Source organism: Acinetobacter tibetensis (assembly GCF_023824315.1).
GTDB classification, from domain to species: domain Bacteria; phylum Pseudomonadota; class Gammaproteobacteria; order Pseudomonadales; family Moraxellaceae; genus Acinetobacter; species Acinetobacter tibetensis.
In genome coordinates this window covers 3,104,728-3,127,644 of sequence record NZ_CP098732.1, presented here as the reverse complement: position 1 = coordinate 3,127,644, position 22,917 = coordinate 3,104,728, and the positions used below count along the sequence as shown (strand labels likewise).

The window sequence follows — 22,917 nt, the reverse complement described above, 5'->3', positions numbered from 1 at the left end:
CAATTTTACGCGAGTCTAGATCATAGCTAAAAAAACGCTCAGACTCTAGGGTGGAGCGAAGATAATCTCCACCTATAACTAATAGTAAAATAACAAATAAAAATTAGTTATTTAAACGCTGATCTAATTCTTCAGGGCTGAGGTATCCGCCTAAATAAACACCTTCGGTATTGTAGATCGCAGGTGTACCATTCACACCCATATTCAAGCCCAGTTGATATTGATCGCGAACAGGGTTTTTACAGGTAGCGGCAGGTAATTGTGCACCTGCAATGGCTTGGTCAAAAGCAGCTTGACGATCTGCACTACACCACACACTTTCCATTGCGGGCATAAACTGCTCACCACGTGGCCAAGCAATGTAACGAACTTCAATGCCCTTAGCGGTAATTTCAGGAATATGCTCATGTAATTTGTGGCAATACGGGCAGCTTGCATCGGTAAATACATAAACGACATGCTTGGTTTTACCTTGCGCTGGATACACCAGCAGATCTTCTGTTTTTAAGCTAGCTAAATGCTTTTTATTGGCTGAGGCTTGCAAGTTCTCACTGACATTATGTAACTTTTTATCGCCTAAGCGAATGACATCGCCCTGAATTAAAAATTTACCATCACTGGTGGCATAGACTGAACTCATGCCTTCTAAGTTAATCCAATACAGATTAGGGACTTCGGTGGGTTTGATATCAATAATTTTGGCATTAATACCCGCAGTTTTAAAATGTTGCTCTAACGTTTTAATCAGGCGTTGCTGTGCATTGCGTTCAGAAAGATTTGATGCCTCTCCAGTTGCAGGTGCACTCGCTGTGAGCGTATTTTGCTTTTTGTCATCATTATTTGAATTTGAACATGCCGTGAGGGCCAAACTGCCTGCCAAGGTACATGCAATAAATAATTTTGTGCGGGTAAATGACATATAAAACCCTTTCTTTTAGGTATAAAAACAGGAAGCTAGCATAGCAAAAAAAACTTTGTAGCGTGGTATTTCTTGCTGTGGGCTCTGTGAAGCGTATATTGTTTTATGGTTTAGGCTCTTGGATGGAACTCGGCATGTAGTTGCTGCATACGGACTTGTGCCACATGGGTATAAATTTGTGTGGTCGATAAATCACTATGTCCCAATAACACTTGTACCACACGTAAATCCGCGCCATGGTTGAGTAAATGGGTGGCAAATGCATGACGCATGGTATGCGGTGAAAGTTCGGCTTGAATGCCAGCCTGTAGGGCATAACGCTTAATGGCATACCAGAAGTTTTGTCGGCTCATAATCCCACCTTGTTGGGTGAGGAACACATAGTCAGTTGCCGATTTATACAGACTTGGTCGGGCTTGGGCCAAATAGTTTTCAATCCATTGACAAGCCACTTGTCCTAAAGGCACCAAACGTTCTTTGTTACCTTTACCGACAATCCGTAAATAACCCTGTTTCAAATTGATCAGTTCTAAGCGTAAATTTAACAATTCTGATACACGCAGACCACAGGCATATAAGACTTCAAACATGGCACGATCACGTAAGCCCAATGCAGTATGGGTATCTGGTGCAAGAATTAGGGCTTCTACGTCTTGTTCTGAAAGATCTTTAGGTAAGGCACGTCCAATTTTAGGGGTGCGATGACTGGCCACAGGGTTATCACTGCGAAGCTTTTGTTCTCTTAAAAATTTATAAAATGAACGTAAGGCAGAAAGACTACGTGCAATAGATCGCGGGCTTTTACCTTGCTGAGTTAAGTTGAGAAGTACATCTGCAATATCATCACTTTGCCAATCGATCAGGGCTTTGCTGTGGCATTCGCTGCATTGAATCAGGTCAGAAAGATAGGCATTCCGCGTGTGAGGGCTGACAGTTTGTGCAATTAAATAGTCACGGAAACCTTGAAGAAAGCTGAGTTTTTCTGGAATTTGGACAGGTGTAGGTATTCTAGGTTTTTTATTTAACATTGCTGCTTCGAATTCAGGAAACCGATTTAGATTGCCCATCTTAACTAATTTTACAACATTTTTCTGGATGGACCTTGTGGTATAAAGTGAATGCGAATAGGAATCTAACCTTATTTGGTAATTATTCTCATTTGCTTGTATACTACAGAAAATATTTTAGGGTTTAGTGCGGTGCTTTTATCTGATTTGAAAGTCAAGCAAACAGCCATTATTCGTAACGTCAAACGTCATGTGGATGGTAATGCAGCTCAGACTGACCTAATAGCCAGTCGTTTGGAAACTTTAGGTTTTGTGCCTGGTACTTCCGTTCAGGTGGTGACAAAAGGTATTTTTGGTGGCGATCCGATTTTAATTCAGGTCGGATTTACCCGTTTCGCACTAAGAAAAGTTGAAGCAGAAAAAATTGAAATTGAGATAGAAGGAGCACCTGCATGAGTGATGCGTTGCGTATTGCCCTTGTCGGGAATCCTAACTGCGGTAAAACCTCTTTATTTAACCATTTAACAGGAACTCGTCAAAAGGTCGCGAACTATGCGGGCGTGACGGTAGAACGTAAAATGGGGCAGTTCTCCTTGCCTTCTGGGAAAGCTGTTCGGGTCTTGGACTTACCTGGAACCTATAGTTTAGATGCAACCAGCCCTGACGAAGCCATCACCCGTGATGTGGTTCAGGGAAAAATTGCAGAAGAAGGGCATCAGGATGCATTTTTATGTGTGGTGGATGCCACCAACTTAAAACTGCATTTAGGTTTAGTGCTGGAAATGATTGAGTTGGGACGCCCAATTCTACTGGTTCTGAACATGATGGACGAAGCACGCCGTCGTGGGATGCAAATCAATACGCAAAAGCTGTCGGAACGCTTAGGTATTCCTGTCGCTGAAACCGTTGCGGTGCGTAATGCAGGCATTGAAAATTTGTTAAATGCTTTAGATCAAGCCAAATATGCCGTACCCCATACCGAACTGAGTGGCTTAAAAGGTTCGCATCATCAGAAAATTGCCACGATTTTGCATGATGTGGTGCAGTATGCAGACCAAGAAGATAAACGCTCCGATTTCCTTGATCGAATTTTCTTACATCCCGTACTTGGCTTAGTCACACTTGCGGTAATGATGTTTGTGATTTTCCAAGCCGTTTTTGCTTGGGCAGCTCCTTTTATGGATGGGATCGAAAGTTTATTTGGCTGGCTGGGTGAAGTGATTGGTGCATCCATCTCGCAACCTTTATTGCATAGTTTGGTGGTTGACGGAATTATTGCGGGTGCGGGCGGCGTCGTGGTGTTTTTGCCTCAGATTATTATTCTGTTCTTCTTTATTTTGGTCTTGGAAGAGTCAGGCTATCTACCGCGCGCTGCATTTTTGCTGGATAAACTAATGTTTAAAGCAGGCTTGAGTGGACGTGCATTTATTCCATTGTTGTCTAGCTTTGCCTGTGCGGTTCCTGGAATTATGGCAACCCGCAGTATCAGTGACCCACGAGATCGTTTAACCACAATTTTTGTGGCACCACTGATGACCTGTTCGGCACGTCTACCTGTATATGCTTTATTAATTGCGGCTTTTATTCCTGCGCAAACAGTGTGGGGAATTTTTAATTTACAAGGCTTGGTGCTGTTTGCTTTGTACATGGCAGGCATTGTCAGTGCGTTGATTGTTTCATTTGTATTGAAATTTTTCCAAAAAGATAAATCGCAACATGCTTTGCTGATGGAGCTGCCAAGTTACCGTTTTCCTGACTTAAAAAGTGTCGGTATTGGTTTGTTGGATCGTACCAAGATTTTTATGAAACGTGTCGGTGGTATTATCTTTGCCCTTTCGGTACTGCTTTGGTTCTTGTGTACCTTCCCACAACCGCCAGTGGGTGCGACCATGCCTGATATCGATTATTCCTTTGCGGGGATGTTGGGTCATATTATGCAACCGATTTTTGCACCCTTAGGTTTTAACTGGCAGATTTGTATTGCCTTGATTCCTGCTATGGCGGCACGTGAGGTTGTCGTTGCGGCTTTGGGCACAGTCTATGCTTTATCTGCGGTGGATGATGATGCCATGTCGCAAGGATTGGCGGCGATCATTAGCGGTAATAGTGATTTAGGTTGGTCTTTGGCAACAGGTTTGTCTTTATTGGTCTGGTTTGTTTATGCGCCACATTGTTTAGCGACTTTAGCGACCGTACGTCGTGAAACAGGGTCATGGAAAACCGTGAGCTTTATGACCGCATATTTGTTTGGCCTAGCGTATTTGATGTCATTCCTGACTTATCAAATTGCGTCGCACTATTTCGGTTAATCTGTAAGGAGACTCTGAACATGGTTGAAATTCTGATTGTTGCAGCCTTGGTGCTGTGGAGTACAGTGGTGGTGTTTAAGAAAGTTTTTCCTAAAACATCCAATAAAACCTTTGGCGCATTGGCTGGATTTACGCAAAAGCAGGGTTGGAACACACTATCTAAATGGCTCAAGCCTGTACCTGTTGCAGGTTGTGGTGGCGGTTGTGGCTGTAGCCAAGAGGATGCACCCCGTGCAAATAAAAATGCTGAAATTCAAGCCGTGAAGTGGAAATAAGCATTTTTTCCTTAATCCGCAAAAAGCCGTCAGATTCGACGGCTTTTTTACGCGCTGACACAAAAAAACAGAGAGAAAGTCAAAACAGAAAAAGCATTCAAAACAGCAAAGTGCTAACATTTTGTCAGTTTTACCAATCAACCAAAACATGGGGCAAAAATGTTAATACAGCGTGGTGGATTAAAAGTCGTTGCAGGGCTGGGAATTTCAGGTGTTGCAGCAGTAAATTTCTTACATGAAAAGGGCTACCGCGTTGCAGTAACAGATTCACGAGCCATCCCTCCAGGACATGACCAGATTCCTGCCGATGTACAAACCAGTTTTGGTCAATTGGATCAAGAACTCTTATTACAAGCCGAAGAAATTATTGTGAGTCCTGGTTTAGATCTCAAGCTTCCAGAACTTCAAGCGGCTTTTGCACAACACATTCCAGTTGTCAGCGAAATTCAGGTATTACGCCGTGCAACGGACAAACCGATTGTGGCCATTACAGGTTCAAATGCAAAAAGTACCGTGACCACGTTATTTGGTCTCATGGCTCAAGAAGCAGGCAAGAAAGTAGCTGTAGGCGGTAATTTAGGACGACCAGCGCTGGATTTAACCAAGGATGATCCAGAGCTGTATATTCTCGAATTATCGAGCTTCCAGCTTGAAACCACAGCAAATTTAAATGCAGAGGTTGCTGTGGTCCTGAATATGAGTGAAGACCATCTAGACCGTCATGGTGATATGTGGGGCTATCATCAAGCCAAACACCGTATTTTCCAAGGTGTGAAAAAAGTGGTGTATAACCGTGATGATTCATTGACGCGTCCTTTGGTCCCTGATGTAACGCCATTGCAGAGTTTTGGTCTGAATGCACCAGACCTGAATCAATACGGCATTCTAAAAGATGCGGACGGTACGATATGGTTGGCACGTGGTCGTGAGCGCTTATTGAAAAGTGCTGACATGTATATTCAGGGTACGCACAATGTCGCCAATGCATTGGCATGCTTGGCATTGGGTGAGGCTATAGGTTTGCCCTTAGCATCTATGCTGAACACCCTGAAGCATTTTAAAGGTTTAGAGCATCGTTGTGAGTTTGTGAAAGAAGTGAACCAAGTCCGCTACTATAATGATTCTAAAGGCACCAATATTGGCGCGACTTTAGCTGCCATTGATGGTCTAGGGGCAGCGATTGAAGCTCAGCAAGGTAAGGTGGCAATTATTTTGGGTGGACAAGGTAAAGGACAAGACTTTACGGCTTTGAAAGATTCACTGGCAAAATACGCTAAACTGGCAGCGCTGATTGGAGAAGATGCCAAACTGATTGAGCAGGCGATAGCAGGAACTACAACAATTTTGCATGCTGCAACACTCAAACAAGCGGTAGAATTGTGCCAAGCACATACGCAGGCACACGATGTAGTGTTATTGTCTCCTGCATGTGCAAGTTTTGATATGTTTAAAAGTTATGGTGATCGCGGTCATCAGTTTGTCGATTGTGTGAATGCGCTAACTTAAAAGAATGATAAGGAGAGAGTTGTATGGCGAGTGTAGCTCAGACAACGATCAATAAAGTTCAGCAAGTCTATCAACGTATCAGCCCGCGAATTCCTGCCGAATTTACGGCACGAAATGTTCTGATTTTTTGTGTCATTGCTTTGCTGTGTTTAGGTTCAATCATGGTGGCCTCGGCTTCCATGCCTTATGCCGATCGGATGCTGGAAAATCCTTTCCATTATGTTGTACGGCATGCCATTTCAATTGTGGTGGCTGGTGTTGCTGCATTTTTGACTTATCGGGTTTCCTTGAATATATGGTTCAACAATACCTTTCCTCTGTGGCTGATCACCATCGTATTGCTCGCTGCTGTATTGGTGATCGGGACGGAGGTGAATGGTTCGACACGTTGGATTCGTATTGCAGGCTTTACGCTACAAGCCACGGAAGTCGCTAAAGTCATGATGGCCATCTTCACGGCAGACTATGTGGTGCGCCGTGCGGCAGAAGTCCGGAACACCGTTAAAGGTTTGGTGCGACTTGCGGCAATTATGATTTTAACGGTTGGTTTGATTATTGCGGAACCCGATTTGGGGGCAACAGTGGTCATCGTGCTGATGATGTTAGGGGTGTTCTTTTTAGCAGGTGCGCCTGTAATTCAGTTTGGTATCGCCCTTGGCGCGATTCTAACTGCTTTCTTCTTTCTGATTGTATTTGAACCTTACCGTTTTGAACGTTTGATGTCGTTCTCTAACCCTTGGAATGATCCTTTAGGTGCAGGTTATCAGCTTTCTAATGCGCTGATGGCCTTTGGTCGTGGTGAATGGGCAGGGGTTGGCTTAGGTCATAGTATTCAAAAAATGTCGTATTTGCCTGAAGCCCATACCGACTTTATGTTGGCAGTGCTGGGAGAAGAGTTTGGCTTTTTCGGCATTACTGTGGTGTTGCTGCTGTCTTTTGGCATGTTGGTGTGCTGTATCAAAATTGGTCATCGCGCGCTACGCAATCAATATCTACGTGCAGGCTATTTGGCCTATGGCATCAGTATTATCTTCTTGCTGCAAATTTTGGTGAATGCGGGCATGAATATGGGCATGCTACCAACCAAAGGTTTAACTTTGCCTTTTATTAGTTATGGTGGTTCATCTTTAATTATGTGTGCAGTGATGATCAGCTTAATTCTGAAAATTGATGCAACCACGCAAGACATCAATCCAAGTAAAGAAGAATCAAGCTTCTAAGCCTATTGGATTTATCCCCAATGAAGCAGCATATATTTTAATTTGAAAACCTCTTGTCTAATCAGATGAGAGGTTTTTTATTTTCCCAAGCATTAGAGAAAATGCCCTTCCAATTCGATGCTGTGTGGTATTAGGTCGGTATTCCACTGTGCTACAGCTTGTTGCAGCATGATTTCAGGTCGGTCTAAAGCTACTGCTGGCTGGTGTAACGCAAGCAGGGCTTGCTGTAATAATTCAGGTGCTTGCTTTGGGTCTAAGGCTTGTGCAAGGTTTTGTTTCGATAATTTTTGCCCTTGAGCATTCATTGCGAGTGGCAGATGCATATAGCTTAATGTGGGATAACCCAGTAGTTGTGCCAGCCAAATTTGCCGTTCGGTATTATCCAGTAAATCTGCGCCGCGAACGACATGAGTGATACCTTGCAAATAATCATCCACCACAACGGCGAGTTGATAATTGATAATGCCGTCTCGACGTTTGAGTACGAAGTCTCCCAAATCCTCTTTTAAATTGGAACAATGTTGACCTTGCAAGCGATCTTGAAAGCAGATGGATTGATCTTCGACTTTAACGCGAATGGCTTGCTGTTCAAACGCCAGACTTAAATTACGACAAGTCCCTGCATAGATATGATTAGAGCCAAGCATTTTTCGGGTGCAGGCACAGGCATAGACTTGACCTGCAACGTGTAATTGATCAATTACCGCTTCATAAAGGTCTAGGCGATCTTTCTGGAAAATAATTTCGGCATCAGGATAAAGCTGAAAAGCTTCTAGGCATTCGAGAATATGTTGTTCACTGCCAGGATAAATACGAGGAATGTCGGTATCTTCGATACGAACGAACCACTGTCCCTGTTGTGCTTTGGCATCGCAATAACTCGCAACGGCTGTGAGGAGTGAGCCAAAATGTAAAGGGCCGGTTGGCGATGGCGCAAACCGACCCACATAAGCCATCCTGTTGTCCCCCTTCTGTTGTAAGGAAGGGGTTAGGGGAGGATTATTGAATAACATACTTAACCGTTGTTTTGCTTCTCTTTGATTTCAGCCAAAGTTTTGCAATCGATACAAAGCGTTGCGGTTGGGCGTGCTTCTAAACGGCGTAAACCAATTTCGATACCACATGTTTCGCAGAAACCGTAATCATCATTCTTGATTGCTTCAATCGATTGTTCGATTTTACGAATCAATTTGCGCTCACGGTCACGTGTTCTTAATTCAATTGCAAATTCTTCTTCTTGCGTTGCGCGGTCATTGACGTCAGGCAATGCTGTATTTTCATCTTGCATGGTGTTGAGGGTACGATCCACTTCAGACATGAGCTCTTTTTTCCATGCCAATAAAATCAGGCGGAAGTGTTCAAGCTGTCCTTCAGACATGTATTCTTCATTCTTTTTTGGCTGATAAGGTTCAATACCAAATAAGCTTGCAGTAGAACCACCTTCAGTTGCCTTCGGCTTTGCTTTACGTACGCGCTTGGTAGATTTGTCATCTACAACATCTGTATGTTCATCCAAGACTTGGGTTTGGTTATCATTCGCCATATAGGGCATTCCTCATCATATACGTACATCTATACGCAAAAAATATGGTGATATGCAAGTGTTTTTATCTACCGCCCATGCGGAGATTGTTCCACAGGGGTCGTCATCATATAGACTTTTTTCAATTCTGGATAGTCTTTGATGTTTCGATTTAAGCTATCACCTTTTATTTAGCAGCCATAACATAATGGAAATAAAATGAAATGAAAAGTTAGTAGCCTGTAATTTCAATATTTATTTTTTTCTGTATGAACTGCGTACGATGCACTTGAGTTGTAAACTCGCCATTGGCTTTTAATTGTACGACGCGATAGCCGGGGGCTTCATCGTCGAGGGCAAAATCATCGCTATGGGGTTTAAATTGTACACAGGTCGATGGAGTGGAAAGGAAATGAATTCCATGCCATTGATTTTCCGAAGCTTGATGCACATGACCACATAACACCAATTTGACATTCGAGTGTTTAGCCAAGACGTCGGTCAGATGTTCAGTATTTTTTAGAATATGCTGATCAATCCAACGGGACTGCATTTCAAAGGGATGATGATGGCAGGCAATTAAAATATATTGCTTGGCATGGAGACTGAGAATGTGATCCAGTTGTTTCAGTTGTTCTGTATCAATCCAGCCATCAATTTTTCCTTTGACGGCACTATTGAGCAGCACTAAACACCAATTTCCCATAGGAATGGCATGCACTTTATTTTGCTGGTCATGAAATGGAAAGAATTCCTCACTATCATGGTTGCCGGGCACTTGGTAGTATTGGAACCCTGTAGTTTGCATAAAATCGAGGTAGCGTTGATAGGTTTCAGACACAGGAACCTGCGCCAAATCACCGGTATGAATCAGCGCGTGAGCGTGTGGATATTCATGTTGAATTTGAGCCATCACGCGATGAAAACTTTGCTCAGGATTCATATGCACAAATTCTAAATCATCCTGATTCATTAAATGTGTATCTGAAATTTGTATGATGGTCCAGTCTTGCTGTTGATCATGTGGTTGTTTCAAAGTCATGTCCGTCCCCTTAGACATTCCTTATGGTTTTAATATGTTGTTCTAACCATTGCAATGCCATAATGACAGGCGCATTTCTGAGCCGACCGTTGGTCAGTAGGCTACGTATGTCGGCATAATCAAGGATATGTAATTGAATATTCTCGCCTTCATCAGCAACGCCAAATATTCCGCCTTGCTCAGGAAGTTCTGCTTCTGCACTATACAGATGAAAAAGCTCTGCACAGGCTCCAGCAGAAGGATAAAAGCTAAATAGGTGCTCTAACTGTTGTAACTCACAGCCTGATTCTTCAAGGCTTTCGCGTCGTATACAGCTTTCAGGTGATTCATCGCCATCGAGTACGCCAGCAATGACTTCCAGTTGCCAAGGCGAATCTTGGTCATCCATTGCACCAATACGAAACTGTTCAATTAAAGCGAATTTTTGTTGATGGTCATTATAAATTAAAACCCCTGCCGCTTCGGGACGTTGAATTAATTCCCGATGAATAACAGAGGTATAGTCGCTTCGTTGAAATAAACGATGTTTGAGACTGACTTTTTCAACCTGAATAAAGCCGCGAAATAAATATTCTCGAGAAAGAATGTCTACTTCGTCGCTATTATACGTTGCTCGTTTAATAATATTCATAAAGCTCGGTCAGGATGAAAATGACTATTTCATCCTAACGGAGTTTTTTCTGAACACCAATATTTTTTTAGCCAATTACACTTTATGGTACAATTTTTGACCATGTTCGTGGTAGGCATTTTTCATGGCTTGCAGACCGGATTCTACTTCTGAATCGACTGTTTCTGCTACTGAGGCATTTTTTTGATTTTGCGCATAATCTCGCACATTCTGAGTAATTTTCATGGAGCAGAATTTTGGTCCACACATCGAGCAGAAGTGGGCAGACTTATGTGCTTCTTTTGGCATGGTTTCGTCATGCATGCTGCGCGCCGTGTCTGGGTCTAAGGCCAAGTTGAATTGATCTTCCCAACGGAATTCAAAACGTGCTTTAGACAAAGCATTGTCACGGGCTTGGGCGCCGGGGTGACCTTTGGCCAAGTCCGCAGCATGTGCCGCAATCTTATATGTGATAATGCCGTCTTTAACATCTTTCTTGTTTGGTAGACCTAGATGTTCTTTTGGTGTGACATAGCACAACATAGCGGTGCCGTACCAACCAATCATGGCTGCACCAATTGCAGAGGTAATGTGATCATAACCCGGAGCGATATCAGTCGTTAAAGGCCCAAGCGTATAGAAAGGAGCTTCTTTACAAACCTCTAGTTGCAAGTCCATGTTTTCTTTGATCATATGCATAGGCACATGTCCCGGACCTTCAATCATCACCTGTACATCATGTTCCCATGCGCGATGTGTCAGTTCACCTAAAGTTTTCAGTTCACTGAATTGTGCTTCATCATTGGCATCTTGTACGCAACCCGGACGTAAACCATCGCCTAAACTGAATGACACGTCATAGGCTTTCATGATTTCGCAGATTTCATCGAAATGCGTGTACAAGAAATTTTCTTGATGATGGGCTAAACACCACTGCGCCATAATTGAACCACCACGAGACACAATGCCAGTTAAACGATTGGCGGTCATTGGCACATAACGTAGCAATACACCTGCATGGATGGTGAAGTAATCTACCCCTTGTTCGGCTTGTTCAATTAAGGTGTCTTTGAAGATTTCCCAAGTGAGATCTTCAGCGACACCATCAACTTTTTCCAGCGCTTGATAAATTGGAACAGTACCGATAGGAACGGGTGAATTACGGATAATCCATTCACGGGTTTCATGAATGTTTTTACCTGTCGATAAGTCCATGATGGTATCGGCACCCCAACGGGTTGCCCACGTCATTTTTGCCACTTCTTCATCAATGCTAGAACCCAGTGCAGAGTTCCCAATATTGGCATTAATTTTCACCAAGAAATTTCGACCAATAATCATGGGTTCAATTTCAGGATGGTTAATATTGGCAGGAATAATGGCACGGCCCGCAGCAATTTCTTGACGGACAAACTCAGGGGTAATTTCACGTAGATTTTGTGCCCCAAAGTTTTGTCCTGCATGTTGACGCATATCCACGCCTTCACGTTGGCGCTGGTTTTCGCGAATCGCAATATATTCCATTTCTGGGGTAATAATGCCTTGCTTGGCATAATGCATTTGCGTGACATTCTTACCCGCTTTGGCGCGACGTGGGTTTTGAATGTGGGCAAAACGGATATCGGCGGTACGAATATCTTTTAGGCGTTCTTGACCAAATTTTGAAGTCAGACTGGTAAGGGCTTCGGTATCGTCACGTTCTTCAATCCAAGTTTGACGTACCCAAGGTAGACCTTTGTTTAGATCAATTGAAACATTTGGGTCGGTATAGACGCCAGAGGTGTCATACACGCGTAAAGGCAGATTGTGTTCACCACCTAAACCAGTTGGGGTATCGGTTAGGCTAATTTCACGGAAGGGTACCCGAATATCAGGGCGTGAGCCTTCAATATAGACTTTGTTTGAAGCCGGTAAAATTCGAGTTAAATCTTTTGCGTCTTGCTCATGTTGAGCTGAAACTTCAGCAGGGGAAAGATTCGTTAATTGGTTCATAGCATGATCCTTATGAATGACATCAACGAATCAAGCACGACCAAAACTTGGCTGGTCTTCTGGTTTAAATTTTAATAGTAAATTCACCAGATAGACGGAGGGCGACAGTTTTAGGGAGCGCTTGATTCCTACGCAGGTGTTAACCTGATCAGGTTCAACGGTACTTGTGCTCATGTTTAGAACTACACAATCTCAGCGAGGGATTACTCGCGCTCCGTCAAGCTAGGACAAATGGTAGCATGCAATCTGGGAAATGCCCATGCATATTTCATGACATTCGTCAGCGATGAAAAAGGACTTATTGTTGTTGTGGGTTGTATGAAAAAGAATGGAAAATAGCGCAAATTATTTTGCTGATGGAAGACAAATCGCATCGCTGAAACAGTCGCGAGGCGAACGTGTATTCAGCTCAGGTAGACCTAGAAATTGATCTAATTGTTTTAACGTCTGTAAATTGCTTTGCCCAGATTGTTTTTGCTGTGGGCTCAGTTGTACAGGAATTTGGACGTTGCGTTGTTGTTCCGATAACTCTAGAAATTGCAGGAAACGTTGTGCTTGCCATGCCAGATGGGAGTGCTTGAGTTTCGCCAGTTTTTCAATTTCAAATAGACTGCTACTGTGAATGGCATTTTGATCGTGATAACTTTCTGAGACTGGAGCGTTATTCATGCCTTTAAATAAGAAATGCGTGTACATCTGTAAGAGATACTCTGCGTCACGATGATAGCTACTGCGTGGATATTGCTGTAGATAATTTTCCCAGAATAAGGCACGGATAACGATTTCTTGAGGGTCAATGGTGAGTGCTCCATCAAGAAAAGGCACTTGTGTATTTTGTTGTGCTAGTTCAGTCATAAACGCTTTTTCTGCTTCGGGCATATACGGTGCAAAAACAATCGCTAAATATTGAGGGCTACGGCGGTAAGCGAGCATTCCTTCACCTTGGTCCATTAATTCAATATAGGCCTGTCCTTGATGCTTAATTAGATATTGGTCGCGCAAGGAGAATTGTTCAAAATGACTTTGCTGAATAGTGGGATGTTGTGCCATATCAAAAGCATATTGCTCAAAAGCCAATTGTTGTTGTGGAGTGCGTTCAATTTGCAAAAAGTTGTCATACATGGTGCCAGAAAGTTCCAGCAACTCTTTTTGTTCACGCAGTTTCAAAAGGGGTAGGCAGACTTTTAAATCTTGATTAATTTCTTCGAGGGCAAAGGTGGTGCGTTGATTATTAATTTCCAACATATTCTTTTTCAGGTTTTTGCACATTTCAGTTAAATCAACTGTAATTTCTTGTTGTTGCTGTTTGGGGGGTTGTTCTTGAGCAACTTGAGATTCTGGTTGCTGACAAGCACTCAGCAAGATGCCACACAACAAGAGAAAACAGGGTTTGAATAAAAGCATAAACTTGAATTTCACAGCCGTTAAGAATGTAAACCTAAAAGATAAGCAGGGAGCAAGGCTTTATTCTAAGCCGAAATATTGCTTTAGGTTTGTACTATTGTGAGGGAGTTTGGTTACTAAACCTGAGCTGTTTTAGCAGGTGATTACGGTTAAAACCCGTGCAAAATTGCACTGATCACGTTAATTTAGCAGAGTTTGTAGGGGCTTATGACGTTACATACAATATGAAACGGTTTGAATCAGGGATAAGAATGAAGAAACTTTGGTTGCTCGGTTTGTCTTTAAGTTTTCACATGGCTGAAGCACATGCTTTGGATTTGGTGCAAGCATATGCGAGGGCGCAACAGACCGATCCAAATTGGCAAGCCAATAAGCTGCAATACGAAGCAGATCAGCTCAATTTAGGCATTGCCAAAGGCAATTTATTGCCAACGATCACGGTTTCAGCCAGTAGCACCCGAAAATCACAGCAGAATTCAGATACATCGCAATCTTCCTTAGAGATTCCTTCGGCCACCACGACTCATCAGGTTGCAGTTACTGCCCGACAACCCTTGTTTCGTTGGGATGCATGGGAAGGTTTTAAACAGGTCGAGACTTCGGTCAACTTAAGTGAAGTGACCTTAAAATTACAGCAACAACAGCATATTTTAACGGTGGCAGAAAGTTATTTTGATGTGTTACGTCAGCAAAGTTTAACGCAAGCATATTTACAGGAAGAACAAGCCCTGTTGCAGCAATTGAATATGATGAATGCCAAGTTGCGAGAAGGTTTGGTGGCTAAAAGTGATGTCAGTGAAGCGCAAGCGCAGTATCAGAATGCACGAGCAAACCGTATTGCAACCCAAGTGCAATTGTTATTGGCACAAGAACAATTACAGCAGTTGATTGGTCCTTATCGCGACAAGCTTGCGGTTATTCGGGATGATTTTGTCTATCAAAAGCCTCACCCCGCCCAATTGACAGCATGGGAAGATTTGGCCCGCAGCCACAATTTAGAAATACAGCAAGCACGTTTACAACAACGCTATGCAGAAGATCAAAAACGGGTGGAAAAAGCGGCGCTCTATCCGCAGCTCGAAGCTGTCGGGACCTATGGTTATAATCAGCAGCAGCCTTCAAGTGTGCTGTCAAATGATGGTCAATTTGACCAGATTGGCATTGAAATGAATTGGAATGCCTTTACAGGCGGACGAACACAGCGTTCTATTCAAAAAGCAGCGGTGAATGTGCGTAAATCCGAAGCGCAACTCGATGCTGCTATTCGTAAAGCGCAAACGGAAGTGAAGAAAGCGTATTATCAGGTTGAAACCGATCAAGCCAAACTCGAAGCTCGTCAGGCCGCCATGCAATCTTCCCAAGTGGTGTCAGAGGCTTCTCAGGCGCAATATCAAGAAGGGTTAAAAACTATGGTCGATGTGTTGTTGGCACAGCGCAATGCATTTTCAACCAAACAAGATTATGTAAATGCCAAATATGACTATGTGTTGAATGTGTTGCGTTTAAAAGCAGCAGTGGGGCAATTGAATGAACAAGCGTTGCAGCAAATGAATGTCTGGTTGGTCGAAAAATAACGATAAACACTCCTGTTGATTTTATGTTGTCATGAAATGTTCATAATAGGTATGCTTTAATATTGAGCGAAAGCGTTTGTCTTTAACTGCTGTTGTGGAGTGTTCATTTTGAGTCCAAGTAACCCTGTTTTAAACCATCACATTTCTTCACAATTTAATGAAGATTTACAGGCTGTAAATACCAAATTTATGACCATGGGTGGCTTGGTTGAACAACAAGTGGCAAATGCAATCCACGCTTTACTTGATACGGATGCGAACTTAGCCATTGATGTGCAATATCAAGACAATACCGTCAATCGTTATGAACGTGAAATTGATGAAGCCCTGACTTTAATTTTAGCGCGTCGTCATCCGGCAGCGATTGATTTACGTATGGTCATTGCCATGAGTAAAGCCAATACCGATTTAGAACGTATTGGTGATGAAGCGGCAAAAATTGCTCGCATTGCGCAGAGCCTTTGTGAAGAAGGCGGTTCCCCGCGTGGTTATATGGAAACCCGTCATATCGGCAATCAAGTTCGTGTCATGATTCATGATGCTTTGGATGCCTTTGCACGTTTAGATGTGGATCAGGCGCTACGAGTTATGTTGGCAGATGCGGATATTGATCGTGAATACCAGTCGGCAACCCGTACTTTAATGACTTATATGATTGAAGATCCACGCCATATTTCTCGTGTGATTAACGTGATGTGGGTTTTACGTTCTTTGGAACGTATCGGTGATCATGCTCGCAATATTTCTGAGCAAGTGATTTATATGGTCAAAGGTTTAGATGTTCGACATACCAGTGTGGCCGAAATTGAAGAAAAAGTTCAAGAGCGTTAAGATTTACTTCATATTAAAACAATTCAAATTATTTTGTTAAATGTTGCTAAAGGCTTATGTTGAACCTACATAAGCCTTTTTTCTTGTATTGAGAGTGATCGAAGTTGTAGAGCAAGTTAAAAAAAATCCCAGATTTTGGGGGAAATCTGGGAATAAAATGAATAGGGGGATATTATTTTAATATTCAGAGATGTCTCCATCTCTATAATTGTCATTATAGTGAGATGCTGCACATGACTCATGTAGGATATTGTGTGCAAATGTAGCCTTATTTATGGATATGTAGCTTTTTATATCTCAAACCTTGAAATTGAATGTGCCACCCCAATGCTTGCCTTAAGTTGGACTTAATTTAATAAAATTCAAAAACATACATACAAAAAGACCAGCTCAATTGGCTGGTCTTTTCATTTTTAGTATTCAAAAAAACTTAAGCTTCTGGTTTCCAACCTTCGGCAGTTTCAATACTGCTGTCATTGCTAAAGAACTTCTCACGCTGTTCTTCTAAAAACTTCTTGGCTTCAGGTTCAAACACATTTAAACGCTTTTCATTGATTAGTGTTGTTTGGTGTTTTAACCATTCTTGCCATGCTTGTTTGGAAATATTATTGAAGAACTCTTCGCCTTTGGCACCAGGAAATGGCGCAAAGTCTAAGCCTTCCATCTCTTTTTGATACTTACGGCAGAATATTTGTCGAGACATTACGAAACCCCTTAAGCGTAAAGTTTTTCTAAACGAACATGGGCGCGTGCAATCGCAGCTTCGACTTGCGCTGGTGCGGTACCGCCAATGTGGTTACGTGCATTCACTGATGCTTCTAAAGTGAGTGCTTTTTCAAATACATCGGCTTGAATCAAGTCAGAGAACTGTTGAAGTTGCTCAAGTGTTAGTTCCGATAAATCTTTTCCTTCTTGTACCCCAAGTGCAACGGCTTTACCTACAATTTCGTGTGCATCACGGAATGCCACACCATTTTTCACAAGGTAGTCTGCCAAGTCTGTCGCGGTTGAGAAACCACGAAGAGCTGCTTCGCGCATAATCTCAATGTTTGGAACCAATGCAGGAATCATGTCAGCAAATGCCATGAGTGAACCACGTACGGTATCAATCGCGTCAAATAAAGGTTCTTTATCTTCTTGATTGTCCTTGTTGTATGCCAAGGGTTGACCTTTCATGAGGGTCAGTAAACTCATTAAGTCACCATAAACACGACCAGTTTTACCACGAACCAATTCAGGCACATCTGGGTTTTTCTTCTGCGGCATGATTGAAGAACCAGTACAGAAGCGGTCAGGAATATTGACGAATTTAAACTGTGCAGATGTCCATAGAATCAGCTCTTCAGACATACGAGATAAGTGCATCATAATCAGTGATGCTGCGGCATTGAATTCAATGCCGAAATCACGATCCGATACGGCATCGAGTGAGTTTTCAGAAACAGCTTCGAAACCAAGAAGCTCAGCCGTATAAGCACGGTCGATTGGGTAAGTTGTCCCAGCAAGAGCAGCCGAACCCAACGGCATACGATTCACACGTTTACGGCAGTCAATTAAACGTTCAGAGTCACGCACCAGCATTTCAAACCATGCCAATAAGTGGTGACCAAAGGTTACAGGTTGAGCTGTTTGCAGGTGAGTAAAGCCCGGCATAATTGTGCCAGTATTTTTTACTGCTAAAGATAGAATGCCTTTTTGCAGTTTCGCCAAGAGTTCTAAAATGGCATCAATTTCATCACGCACATAAAGGCGAATATCCGTTGCGACTTGGTCATTACGGCTACGACCCGTATGTAATTTTTTACCTGCAATGCCGATACGTTGAGTCAGACGTGACTCAATGTTCATATGCACATCTTCTAAGTCGATACGCCATTCGAAATTGCCTGCTTCAATTTCAGCCTGAATGGTGCGGAGACCTTCGGTAATGGCATCACGTTCAGATTCAGTTAGTACGCCAACTTTTGCTAACATAGTTGCATGGGCAATTGAGCCTGCAATATCTTGTTTATAAAAGCGTTGGTCAAATTGCACAGATGCGGTAAATTCTGCAACAAAAGCGTCAGTCGCTTCAGTAAAACGACCGCCCCACATGCCAGAAGTCTGGGCTTGTGACGGATTAGAGGAATTAGAAGATGTGGTCATGTCGGCTCAGTAAAATAAAAAATCGGCAAATTAAACAGAGTATAGCAAATTCAAAAGCAGTTGCCGAAGCCCCAGCATCCTATTCTTATTTTTTTAGTACGGCGGGACGGTGGCAAAATTTAGTCGAGCTGTGTATCGCAGGCAATATTTTAGCCATTTTGTTGGCTTTGGCCGAAGCACATTCATGGCAAGCCCTGAGTGGGACGCAAGTGCTGCTATTTATGCTGTATATCAATTGGGTCTTGCTGTGCTTTACGGCAATTGTTGAGCGCCTGCAACCTCGCTTAGAACATTGGGGGCTAACTTCAATGTTGCTGTTGGGTTTTGTGATTTTACAAAGCATTATTTTTTGTACCAGCTTGATTCTCAATATTTTTGTCTTTTTTGGGCAAAACTTTAGCTTTAAAGGTTTGGATCTTTCGAGTGCATTGCACGGTGTGGTGCTACATTTAAGTTATGGGGGATTGCTGGGGGCATTTTGCTTTCGATATTTGTATATTCGAGAACAATGGATGCGACAGCAACACAGTGAACTGCATGCACGTATTCAGGCGATGCAGGCCCGAATTCATCCGCATTTTTTATTTAATAGCTTAAATAGTGCCATCAGTTTAATTGTTGTTGATCCTGATAAAGCTGAACAAATGCTGTTAGATTTATCGCGTTTATTTCGTGCCAGTTTCCAAGAGTTAAAGCTGGTGAAGTTGCAAGATGAAATTGAATTGTGCCAACGTTATTTGGCGATTGAGCAGATTCGCCTAGGAAATCGGTTGCAGGTTGAATGGAAATTTGTACATCCTGAATTATTTTCGCAGGTCCAAATTCCGTTGCTCACTTTGCAACCTTTGCTAGAAAATAGTATTTTTCATGGGGTTGAGAAAACATTATCAACCAGTATAGTGAGTGTATTGGTCGAAATTACACAACATCAAGTCAATATTGTCATTACAAACCCGTACACACAGGATAAAATAAATTTACGACAAGGACACGGTATTGCCATTGATAATGTAAAACAGCGTCTCATGGCGTATTATGGGCGCGCAGTCATCTTCCGAACTTTTGCAGGGGATGGGATGTATACCACTGTGGTGCAATACCCGTATAAATAAAACAGTGGCGGTTAACTTATAAAAATAATCCACGTTAACTGAACGAAGGAGGAATAATGGACATCCTGATTTGTGATGATGAGCCTCTTGCAGTAGAGCGTTTATCCAGATTGGTCACGCAAATGGGGCATCAGGTTATTGCAACCGCGGCTTATGGTCAGCAAGCAATTGAAATGGTGCAATTTTATCAACCCGATGTGGTGCTTTTAGATATACAAATGCCAGAAATGGATGGTTTAACCTGCGCGCAATATTTGCGTCAGTTGGAACCATCCCCAGCTATCGTATTTTGTACGGCTTACGACCAGCATGCCTTGGATGCGTTTAAATCGCATGCCGAAGGCTACTTGCTAAAACCGATTATGCAACAGGAATTGCAACAGGTTTTAGACCAACTGACCAAACTCACGCAAGCGCAAATGAGTAACTTAAAACAAAAAGAAGATATGGATAATCAAGCACAACGTCATCAAATTGCTGCGAAGACCTATCGCGGGGTAGAACTGGTTCCCGTAGAAAATATTTATTATTTTTTAGCGGACCAAAAATATGTCACGGTACGTCATAAAAATGGCAGTGTACTTATTGATGAAACTTTAAAGGACTTAGAATTAGAATTTGGTGAACGGTTTATTCGTATTCATCGCAATGCTTTGGTTTCGGTGCATTATCTTGAAGGGTTAGAGGTGATTAACTCTGGACAATACCAAGTGCGTTGCCGTGAATTAGACGAACGTTTATCTGTGAGTCGACGACATTTACCAAATTTACGCGAACGAATTCATAAACTTTGAAGCCAAATGGATGATTTCATGCAGTGAGTTGGTAATTCTGCTTGCATTTTAAAGTTAGCCAGTTAAGTTTAGAATAACTGACCTTATTCAATGTATCTAAAATTTATGAAAACTTTGAAGATTGCAACACGCCAAAGTCCCCTTGCTTTATGGCAGGCAGAATTTATTCGTTCCTGTTTGGAAGAGCGCAATGCTGATTTAAAGGTGGAGTTGGTTACGTTTGTCACTCAAGGCGATAAAATTTTAGATACGCCGTTGGCGAAAATCGGCGGGAAAGGTTTGTTTGTCAAAGAGCTGGAAGCTGCGCTGTTGGATGGTCGAGCCGATTTGGCGGTACACTCTATGAAGGATGTCCCTATGGCACTTCCAGAAGGTTTAAGCTTGGCGGTGATTTGTGAACGTGAAGATCCGTTTGATGCTTTTGTTTCAAACCACTATGCAAATTTTAACGATTTGCCACAGGGTGCTAAAGTAGGAACATCAAGCTTGCGCCGTAAATGTCAAATTCTGAAGCAGCGTCCAGATCTTGAAATTATTGATTTACGCGGTAATGTCGGAACCCGTCTGTCGAAATTAGATGCAGGTTTATATGATGCCATCATTCTAGCGAGTGCAGGACTTAAGCGCTTAGGGCTTTCAGCGCGTATTCGCCATACCTTGCCGGCCAGTGTTAGTTTGCCAGCGGTAGGACAAGGGGCATTGGGGTTGGAATGTCGTGAAGATGATCAACAGGTTTTAGATTTAATCCAACCTTTGTTGCATATGGAAACTTCGGCTTGTGTTCGTGCTGAACGTGCCTTTAATGCTTATTTAGAAGGTGGTTGTCAGGTGCCAATTGCAGGTTATGCCACTTTACATGCAGATGAGTTACACATTGAAGGACGTGTTGGCAGTGTCGATGGTGCCACTTTATTGGTTGCTGAATTGCGTGGACCAGTGGTGCAAGCAGAGCAGCTAGGTGAAGCGTTGGCACAACAACTACTCAAGTTAGGTGCAGGAGAACTGCTCCAAGCTTTGCATTAATTCATGTTGTTTATTAATACCCGCCCGAATACTCGTGCGACCGAACTTAGCTTAAACATCCAACAAGCAGGTATTCAAGTCTTGGAGCTTCCATTGTTGGTGTTGGAGCCGTGTGCATGGTCATCTGAGTTGCAGGATTTGTATCAGCAGTTACCGAGGGCGACCTGTATTGTGGTGGTCAGTCCTTCGGCGGTTGAATTTGGGATGCAGGGCTTAAAGCAAAGTGGTGTGTCGCTACAAGCCTTAAGTAAGGTGCAGTGGATTGCAGTCGGTGAAAAAACGGCACAAGCACTGGCCCAATATGGCTTATCTAGTCATGTGCCTAAGGTTGAAACATCAGAGGGGATGTTGCAGATTCCATTGTTGCAAGATCTGTCTCCATCTGCTTGTGTGGCTTTTTGGCGAGGACAAGGTGGGCGTCAATTTATGATGGAGACTTTGCAACAGCAAGGTGTTTCTGTTTTAAATTTTATTTTGTATCAACGACATTGCCCAGCGCAGACGATTCAAAATTTTGATCAAGTTGTCGTACAGTTGCAACACCATCAGCACTATAGTGTGCTGATTAGCAGTGAAGCCAGTTGGCTAAACTGGTTGGAATTGATGCAAGCCCATATGGAGTTGCTGGCACGAGGACATTTTATGGTATTGGGTGAGCGACTTTATCAAGTGCTGTTAAATACACAGCGACAACAGCATTTATCATTTCATCTCTATCAATTACCTGATTTAAATACAGCAACAATATTGCAATGCCTTCGAGCGATGCCGAGAAATGCATGAAAAAGTTTTTAATTGTTTTAATTTTGGTCTGTGTGGCATGGATTGCCAAATTAAGTTATGACATTTTTCAGTTCAATCAAACGCAAGTTGCAATGCAGGATACGTTACAACGGCTTGAAGCCAATAGTGCCAGTTTGAATGATCAAATGGTTGCTTTACAGCGTCAAACCCCACAGCCATCTGAGCCAAACGCATCGAATGTGACAGCTACGGGCACGGGTGTACAGGCAGCGGCTACTCCAGTACAGATTGATCCTATGGTTTTGATTCGCCAGCAACTGGACTTGGTCGATTTTGCTTTGCAGCAACAGCAGTACCATTTTGCTTTAGAAAAGTTAGCACAACTGAATATTAATATTGAGCAATATGCTTTGGCACCGAGTTTGAAACAAAGCTTGCATCAGGTGATGGGTAAAGATCAACAATTGATACAGCAAACTGTACAAGCGCGTACAGAGCAGCAGCAACAAATTCAACAACTATTACAACAAGTAGATGTGGTATTAACACAAGAAATTAAACAGGCTCAAATGAAACCCGTTCGAGCGGAAGATAGTCCTTTCTGGCAGCGTTGGTTTGAGTTACAGCCTGCTAAGCAACCAGCTACACAACTGATGCAGCGTGCAATTATTTTGAAAGAAGTGCAGTTGCGTCTATTGGTTGCTCGAGAAGCATTGAATCATGGTCAATATGTCGAATATCAAAAAGATTTGGCGGAGATTATGCAGATGTTATCAACTTTGCCTGATGCACAAGCACAAAAACTGCGTAAGCAAGTGGAGAAGATTAAAGGATTTAGTATTATTCCGATGCCTGTTTTAAATACACGTGCATTGCTAGGATCTTAAT

The 22,917-nt window shown here is 42.6% G+C and carries 22 protein-coding genes and 1 riboswitch; of the genes, 12 read left to right on the top strand and 10 right to left on the bottom strand.

Annotated elements, in window-relative coordinates:
* Positions 1-103: 103 nt before the first annotated feature.
* On the bottom strand, positions 104-919 hold the full coding sequence (locus M5E07_RS15055; RefSeq protein WP_116762442.1) for a DsbC family protein: 816 nt from the start codon (positions 917-919) through the stop codon (positions 104-106).
* A 110-nt stretch (positions 920-1,029) separates the two neighbouring features.
* The gene (gene xerD, locus M5E07_RS15050) at positions 1,030-1,947 is read right to left on the bottom strand and encodes a site-specific tyrosine recombinase XerD (protein WP_116762463.1); all 918 of its coding nucleotides are present in this window, start codon (positions 1,945-1,947) and stop codon (positions 1,030-1,032) included.
* Positions 1,948-2,118: 171 nt separating this feature from the next.
* On the opposite strand from xerD, the gene M5E07_RS15045 reads away from it, so the two are divergent.
* From M5E07_RS15045 to ftsW, 5 genes are all read left to right on the top strand, one after another.
* Entirely contained in the window at positions 2,119-2,382 is a 264-nt protein-coding gene (locus M5E07_RS15045) for a FeoA family protein (protein WP_116762465.1), read from the top strand.
* Positions 2,379-4,235: a ferrous iron transporter B gene (gene feoB / locus M5E07_RS15040; RefSeq protein ID WP_252220464.1), complete on the top strand. Its 1,857-nt coding sequence runs from the start codon at positions 2,379-2,381 to the stop codon at positions 4,233-4,235. Before M5E07_RS15045 ends, feoB begins: the two co-directional genes overlap by 4 nt.
* 20 nt (positions 4,236-4,255) lie before the next feature.
* Complete coding sequence (locus M5E07_RS15035) at positions 4,256-4,510, top strand: DUF6587 family protein (protein ID WP_252220462.1); 255 nt, start codon at positions 4,256-4,258, stop codon at positions 4,508-4,510.
* A 159-nt stretch (positions 4,511-4,669) separates the two neighbouring features.
* On the top strand, positions 4,670-6,016 hold the full coding sequence (gene murD / locus M5E07_RS15030) for a UDP-N-acetylmuramoyl-L-alanine--D-glutamate ligase (protein ID WP_252220459.1): 1,347 nt from the start codon (positions 4,670-4,672) through the stop codon (positions 6,014-6,016).
* A 23-nt stretch (positions 6,017-6,039) separates the two neighbouring features.
* Positions 6,040-7,236, top strand: coding sequence for a putative lipid II flippase FtsW (gene ftsW, locus M5E07_RS15025; protein ID WP_116762450.1), 1,197 nt, complete (start codon positions 6,040-6,042; stop codon positions 7,234-7,236).
* A gap of 92 nt (positions 7,237-7,328) precedes the next feature.
* On the opposite strand, the gene gluQRS is transcribed toward ftsW, so the two are convergent.
* From gluQRS to M5E07_RS14995, 6 genes are all read right to left on the bottom strand, one after another.
* Positions 7,329-8,249: a tRNA glutamyl-Q(34) synthetase GluQRS gene (gene gluQRS / locus M5E07_RS15020; RefSeq protein ID WP_171304992.1), complete on the bottom strand. Its 921-nt coding sequence runs from the start codon at positions 8,247-8,249 to the stop codon at positions 7,329-7,331.
* Positions 8,250-8,251: 2 nt separating this feature from the next.
* Positions 8,252-8,779 (bottom strand): RNA polymerase-binding protein DksA, encoded by a 528-nt coding sequence (gene dksA, locus M5E07_RS15015; RefSeq protein WP_131265337.1) that lies wholly within the window; start codon positions 8,777-8,779, stop codon positions 8,252-8,254.
* A 211-nt stretch (positions 8,780-8,990) separates the two neighbouring features.
* Positions 8,991-9,800, bottom strand: coding sequence for a 3',5'-cyclic-AMP phosphodiesterase (cpdA, locus tag M5E07_RS15010; RefSeq protein WP_252220457.1), 810 nt, complete (start codon positions 9,798-9,800; stop codon positions 8,991-8,993).
* A 10-nt stretch (positions 9,801-9,810) separates the two neighbouring features.
* Complete coding sequence (locus M5E07_RS15005) at positions 9,811-10,431, bottom strand: NUDIX domain-containing protein (protein WP_252220455.1); 621 nt, start codon at positions 10,429-10,431, stop codon at positions 9,811-9,813.
* Between the two features lie 75 nt (positions 10,432-10,506).
* Entirely contained in the window at positions 10,507-12,402 is a 1,896-nt protein-coding gene (thiC, locus tag M5E07_RS15000; protein WP_252220453.1) for a phosphomethylpyrimidine synthase ThiC, read from the bottom strand.
* A 108-nt stretch (positions 12,403-12,510) separates the two neighbouring features.
* Positions 12,511-12,629, bottom strand: a riboswitch (TPP riboswitch).
* 118 nt (positions 12,630-12,747) lie between these two features.
* Positions 12,748-13,806 carry a hypothetical protein gene (locus M5E07_RS14995; protein ID WP_252220449.1) on the bottom strand — a complete coding sequence of 353 codons (1,059 nt, stop codon included), beginning with the start codon at positions 13,804-13,806 and terminating at the stop codon, positions 12,748-12,750.
* Positions 13,807-14,057: 251 nt separating this feature from the next.
* Here M5E07_RS14995 and abuO point away from each other — a divergent pair, with 251 nt between their 5' ends.
* Together abuO and phoU are read left to right on the top strand one after the other, a co-directional pair.
* Positions 14,058-15,380, top strand: coding sequence for a multidrug efflux outer membrane protein AbuO (gene abuO, locus M5E07_RS14990; protein ID WP_116763473.1), 1,323 nt, complete (start codon positions 14,058-14,060; stop codon positions 15,378-15,380).
* A gap of 108 nt (positions 15,381-15,488) precedes the next feature.
* Positions 15,489-16,211 (top strand): phosphate signaling complex protein PhoU, encoded by a 723-nt coding sequence (gene phoU / locus M5E07_RS14985; protein WP_016168465.1) that lies wholly within the window; start codon positions 15,489-15,491, stop codon positions 16,209-16,211.
* Between the two features lie 430 nt (positions 16,212-16,641).
* Here the strand turns inward: phoU and M5E07_RS14980 are convergent, their stop codons facing one another.
* Positions 16,642-16,914 carry an oxidative damage protection protein gene (locus M5E07_RS14980; RefSeq protein ID WP_116763475.1) on the bottom strand — a complete coding sequence of 91 codons (273 nt, stop codon included), beginning with the start codon at positions 16,912-16,914 and terminating at the stop codon, positions 16,642-16,644.
* Between the two features lie 11 nt (positions 16,915-16,925).
* Entirely contained in the window at positions 16,926-18,356 is a 1,431-nt protein-coding gene (gene argH / locus M5E07_RS14975) for an argininosuccinate lyase (RefSeq protein WP_171458297.1), read from the bottom strand.
* Between argH and M5E07_RS14970 the strand changes: the two genes are divergently transcribed.
* The 5 genes from M5E07_RS14970 (at position 18,347) to M5E07_RS14950 (ending at position 22,916) form a co-directional block, all read left to right on the top strand.
* A complete protein-coding gene (locus tag M5E07_RS14970; RefSeq protein ID WP_252220446.1) occupies positions 18,347-19,468 on the top strand; it encodes a sensor histidine kinase in 1,122 nt (373 codons plus the stop codon). The genes argH and M5E07_RS14970 overlap by 10 nt on opposite strands.
* 56 nt (positions 19,469-19,524) lie before the next feature.
* Positions 19,525-20,262 (top strand): LytR/AlgR family response regulator transcription factor, encoded by a 738-nt coding sequence (locus M5E07_RS14965; protein ID WP_116763480.1) that lies wholly within the window; start codon positions 19,525-19,527, stop codon positions 20,260-20,262.
* Between the two features lie 105 nt (positions 20,263-20,367).
* Positions 20,368-21,285 (top strand): hydroxymethylbilane synthase, encoded by a 918-nt coding sequence (gene hemC, locus M5E07_RS14960; RefSeq protein ID WP_252220443.1) that lies wholly within the window; start codon positions 20,368-20,370, stop codon positions 21,283-21,285.
* Between the two features lie 3 nt (positions 21,286-21,288).
* Complete coding sequence (locus M5E07_RS14955; RefSeq protein ID WP_252220441.1) at positions 21,289-22,068, top strand: uroporphyrinogen-III synthase; 780 nt, start codon at positions 21,289-21,291, stop codon at positions 22,066-22,068.
* Positions 22,065-22,916, top strand: coding sequence for a hypothetical protein (locus M5E07_RS14950; RefSeq protein ID WP_252220439.1), 852 nt, complete (start codon positions 22,065-22,067; stop codon positions 22,914-22,916). The genes M5E07_RS14955 and M5E07_RS14950 overlap by 4 nt, the downstream gene beginning before the upstream one ends.
* Position 22,917: the final 1 nt, after the last annotated feature.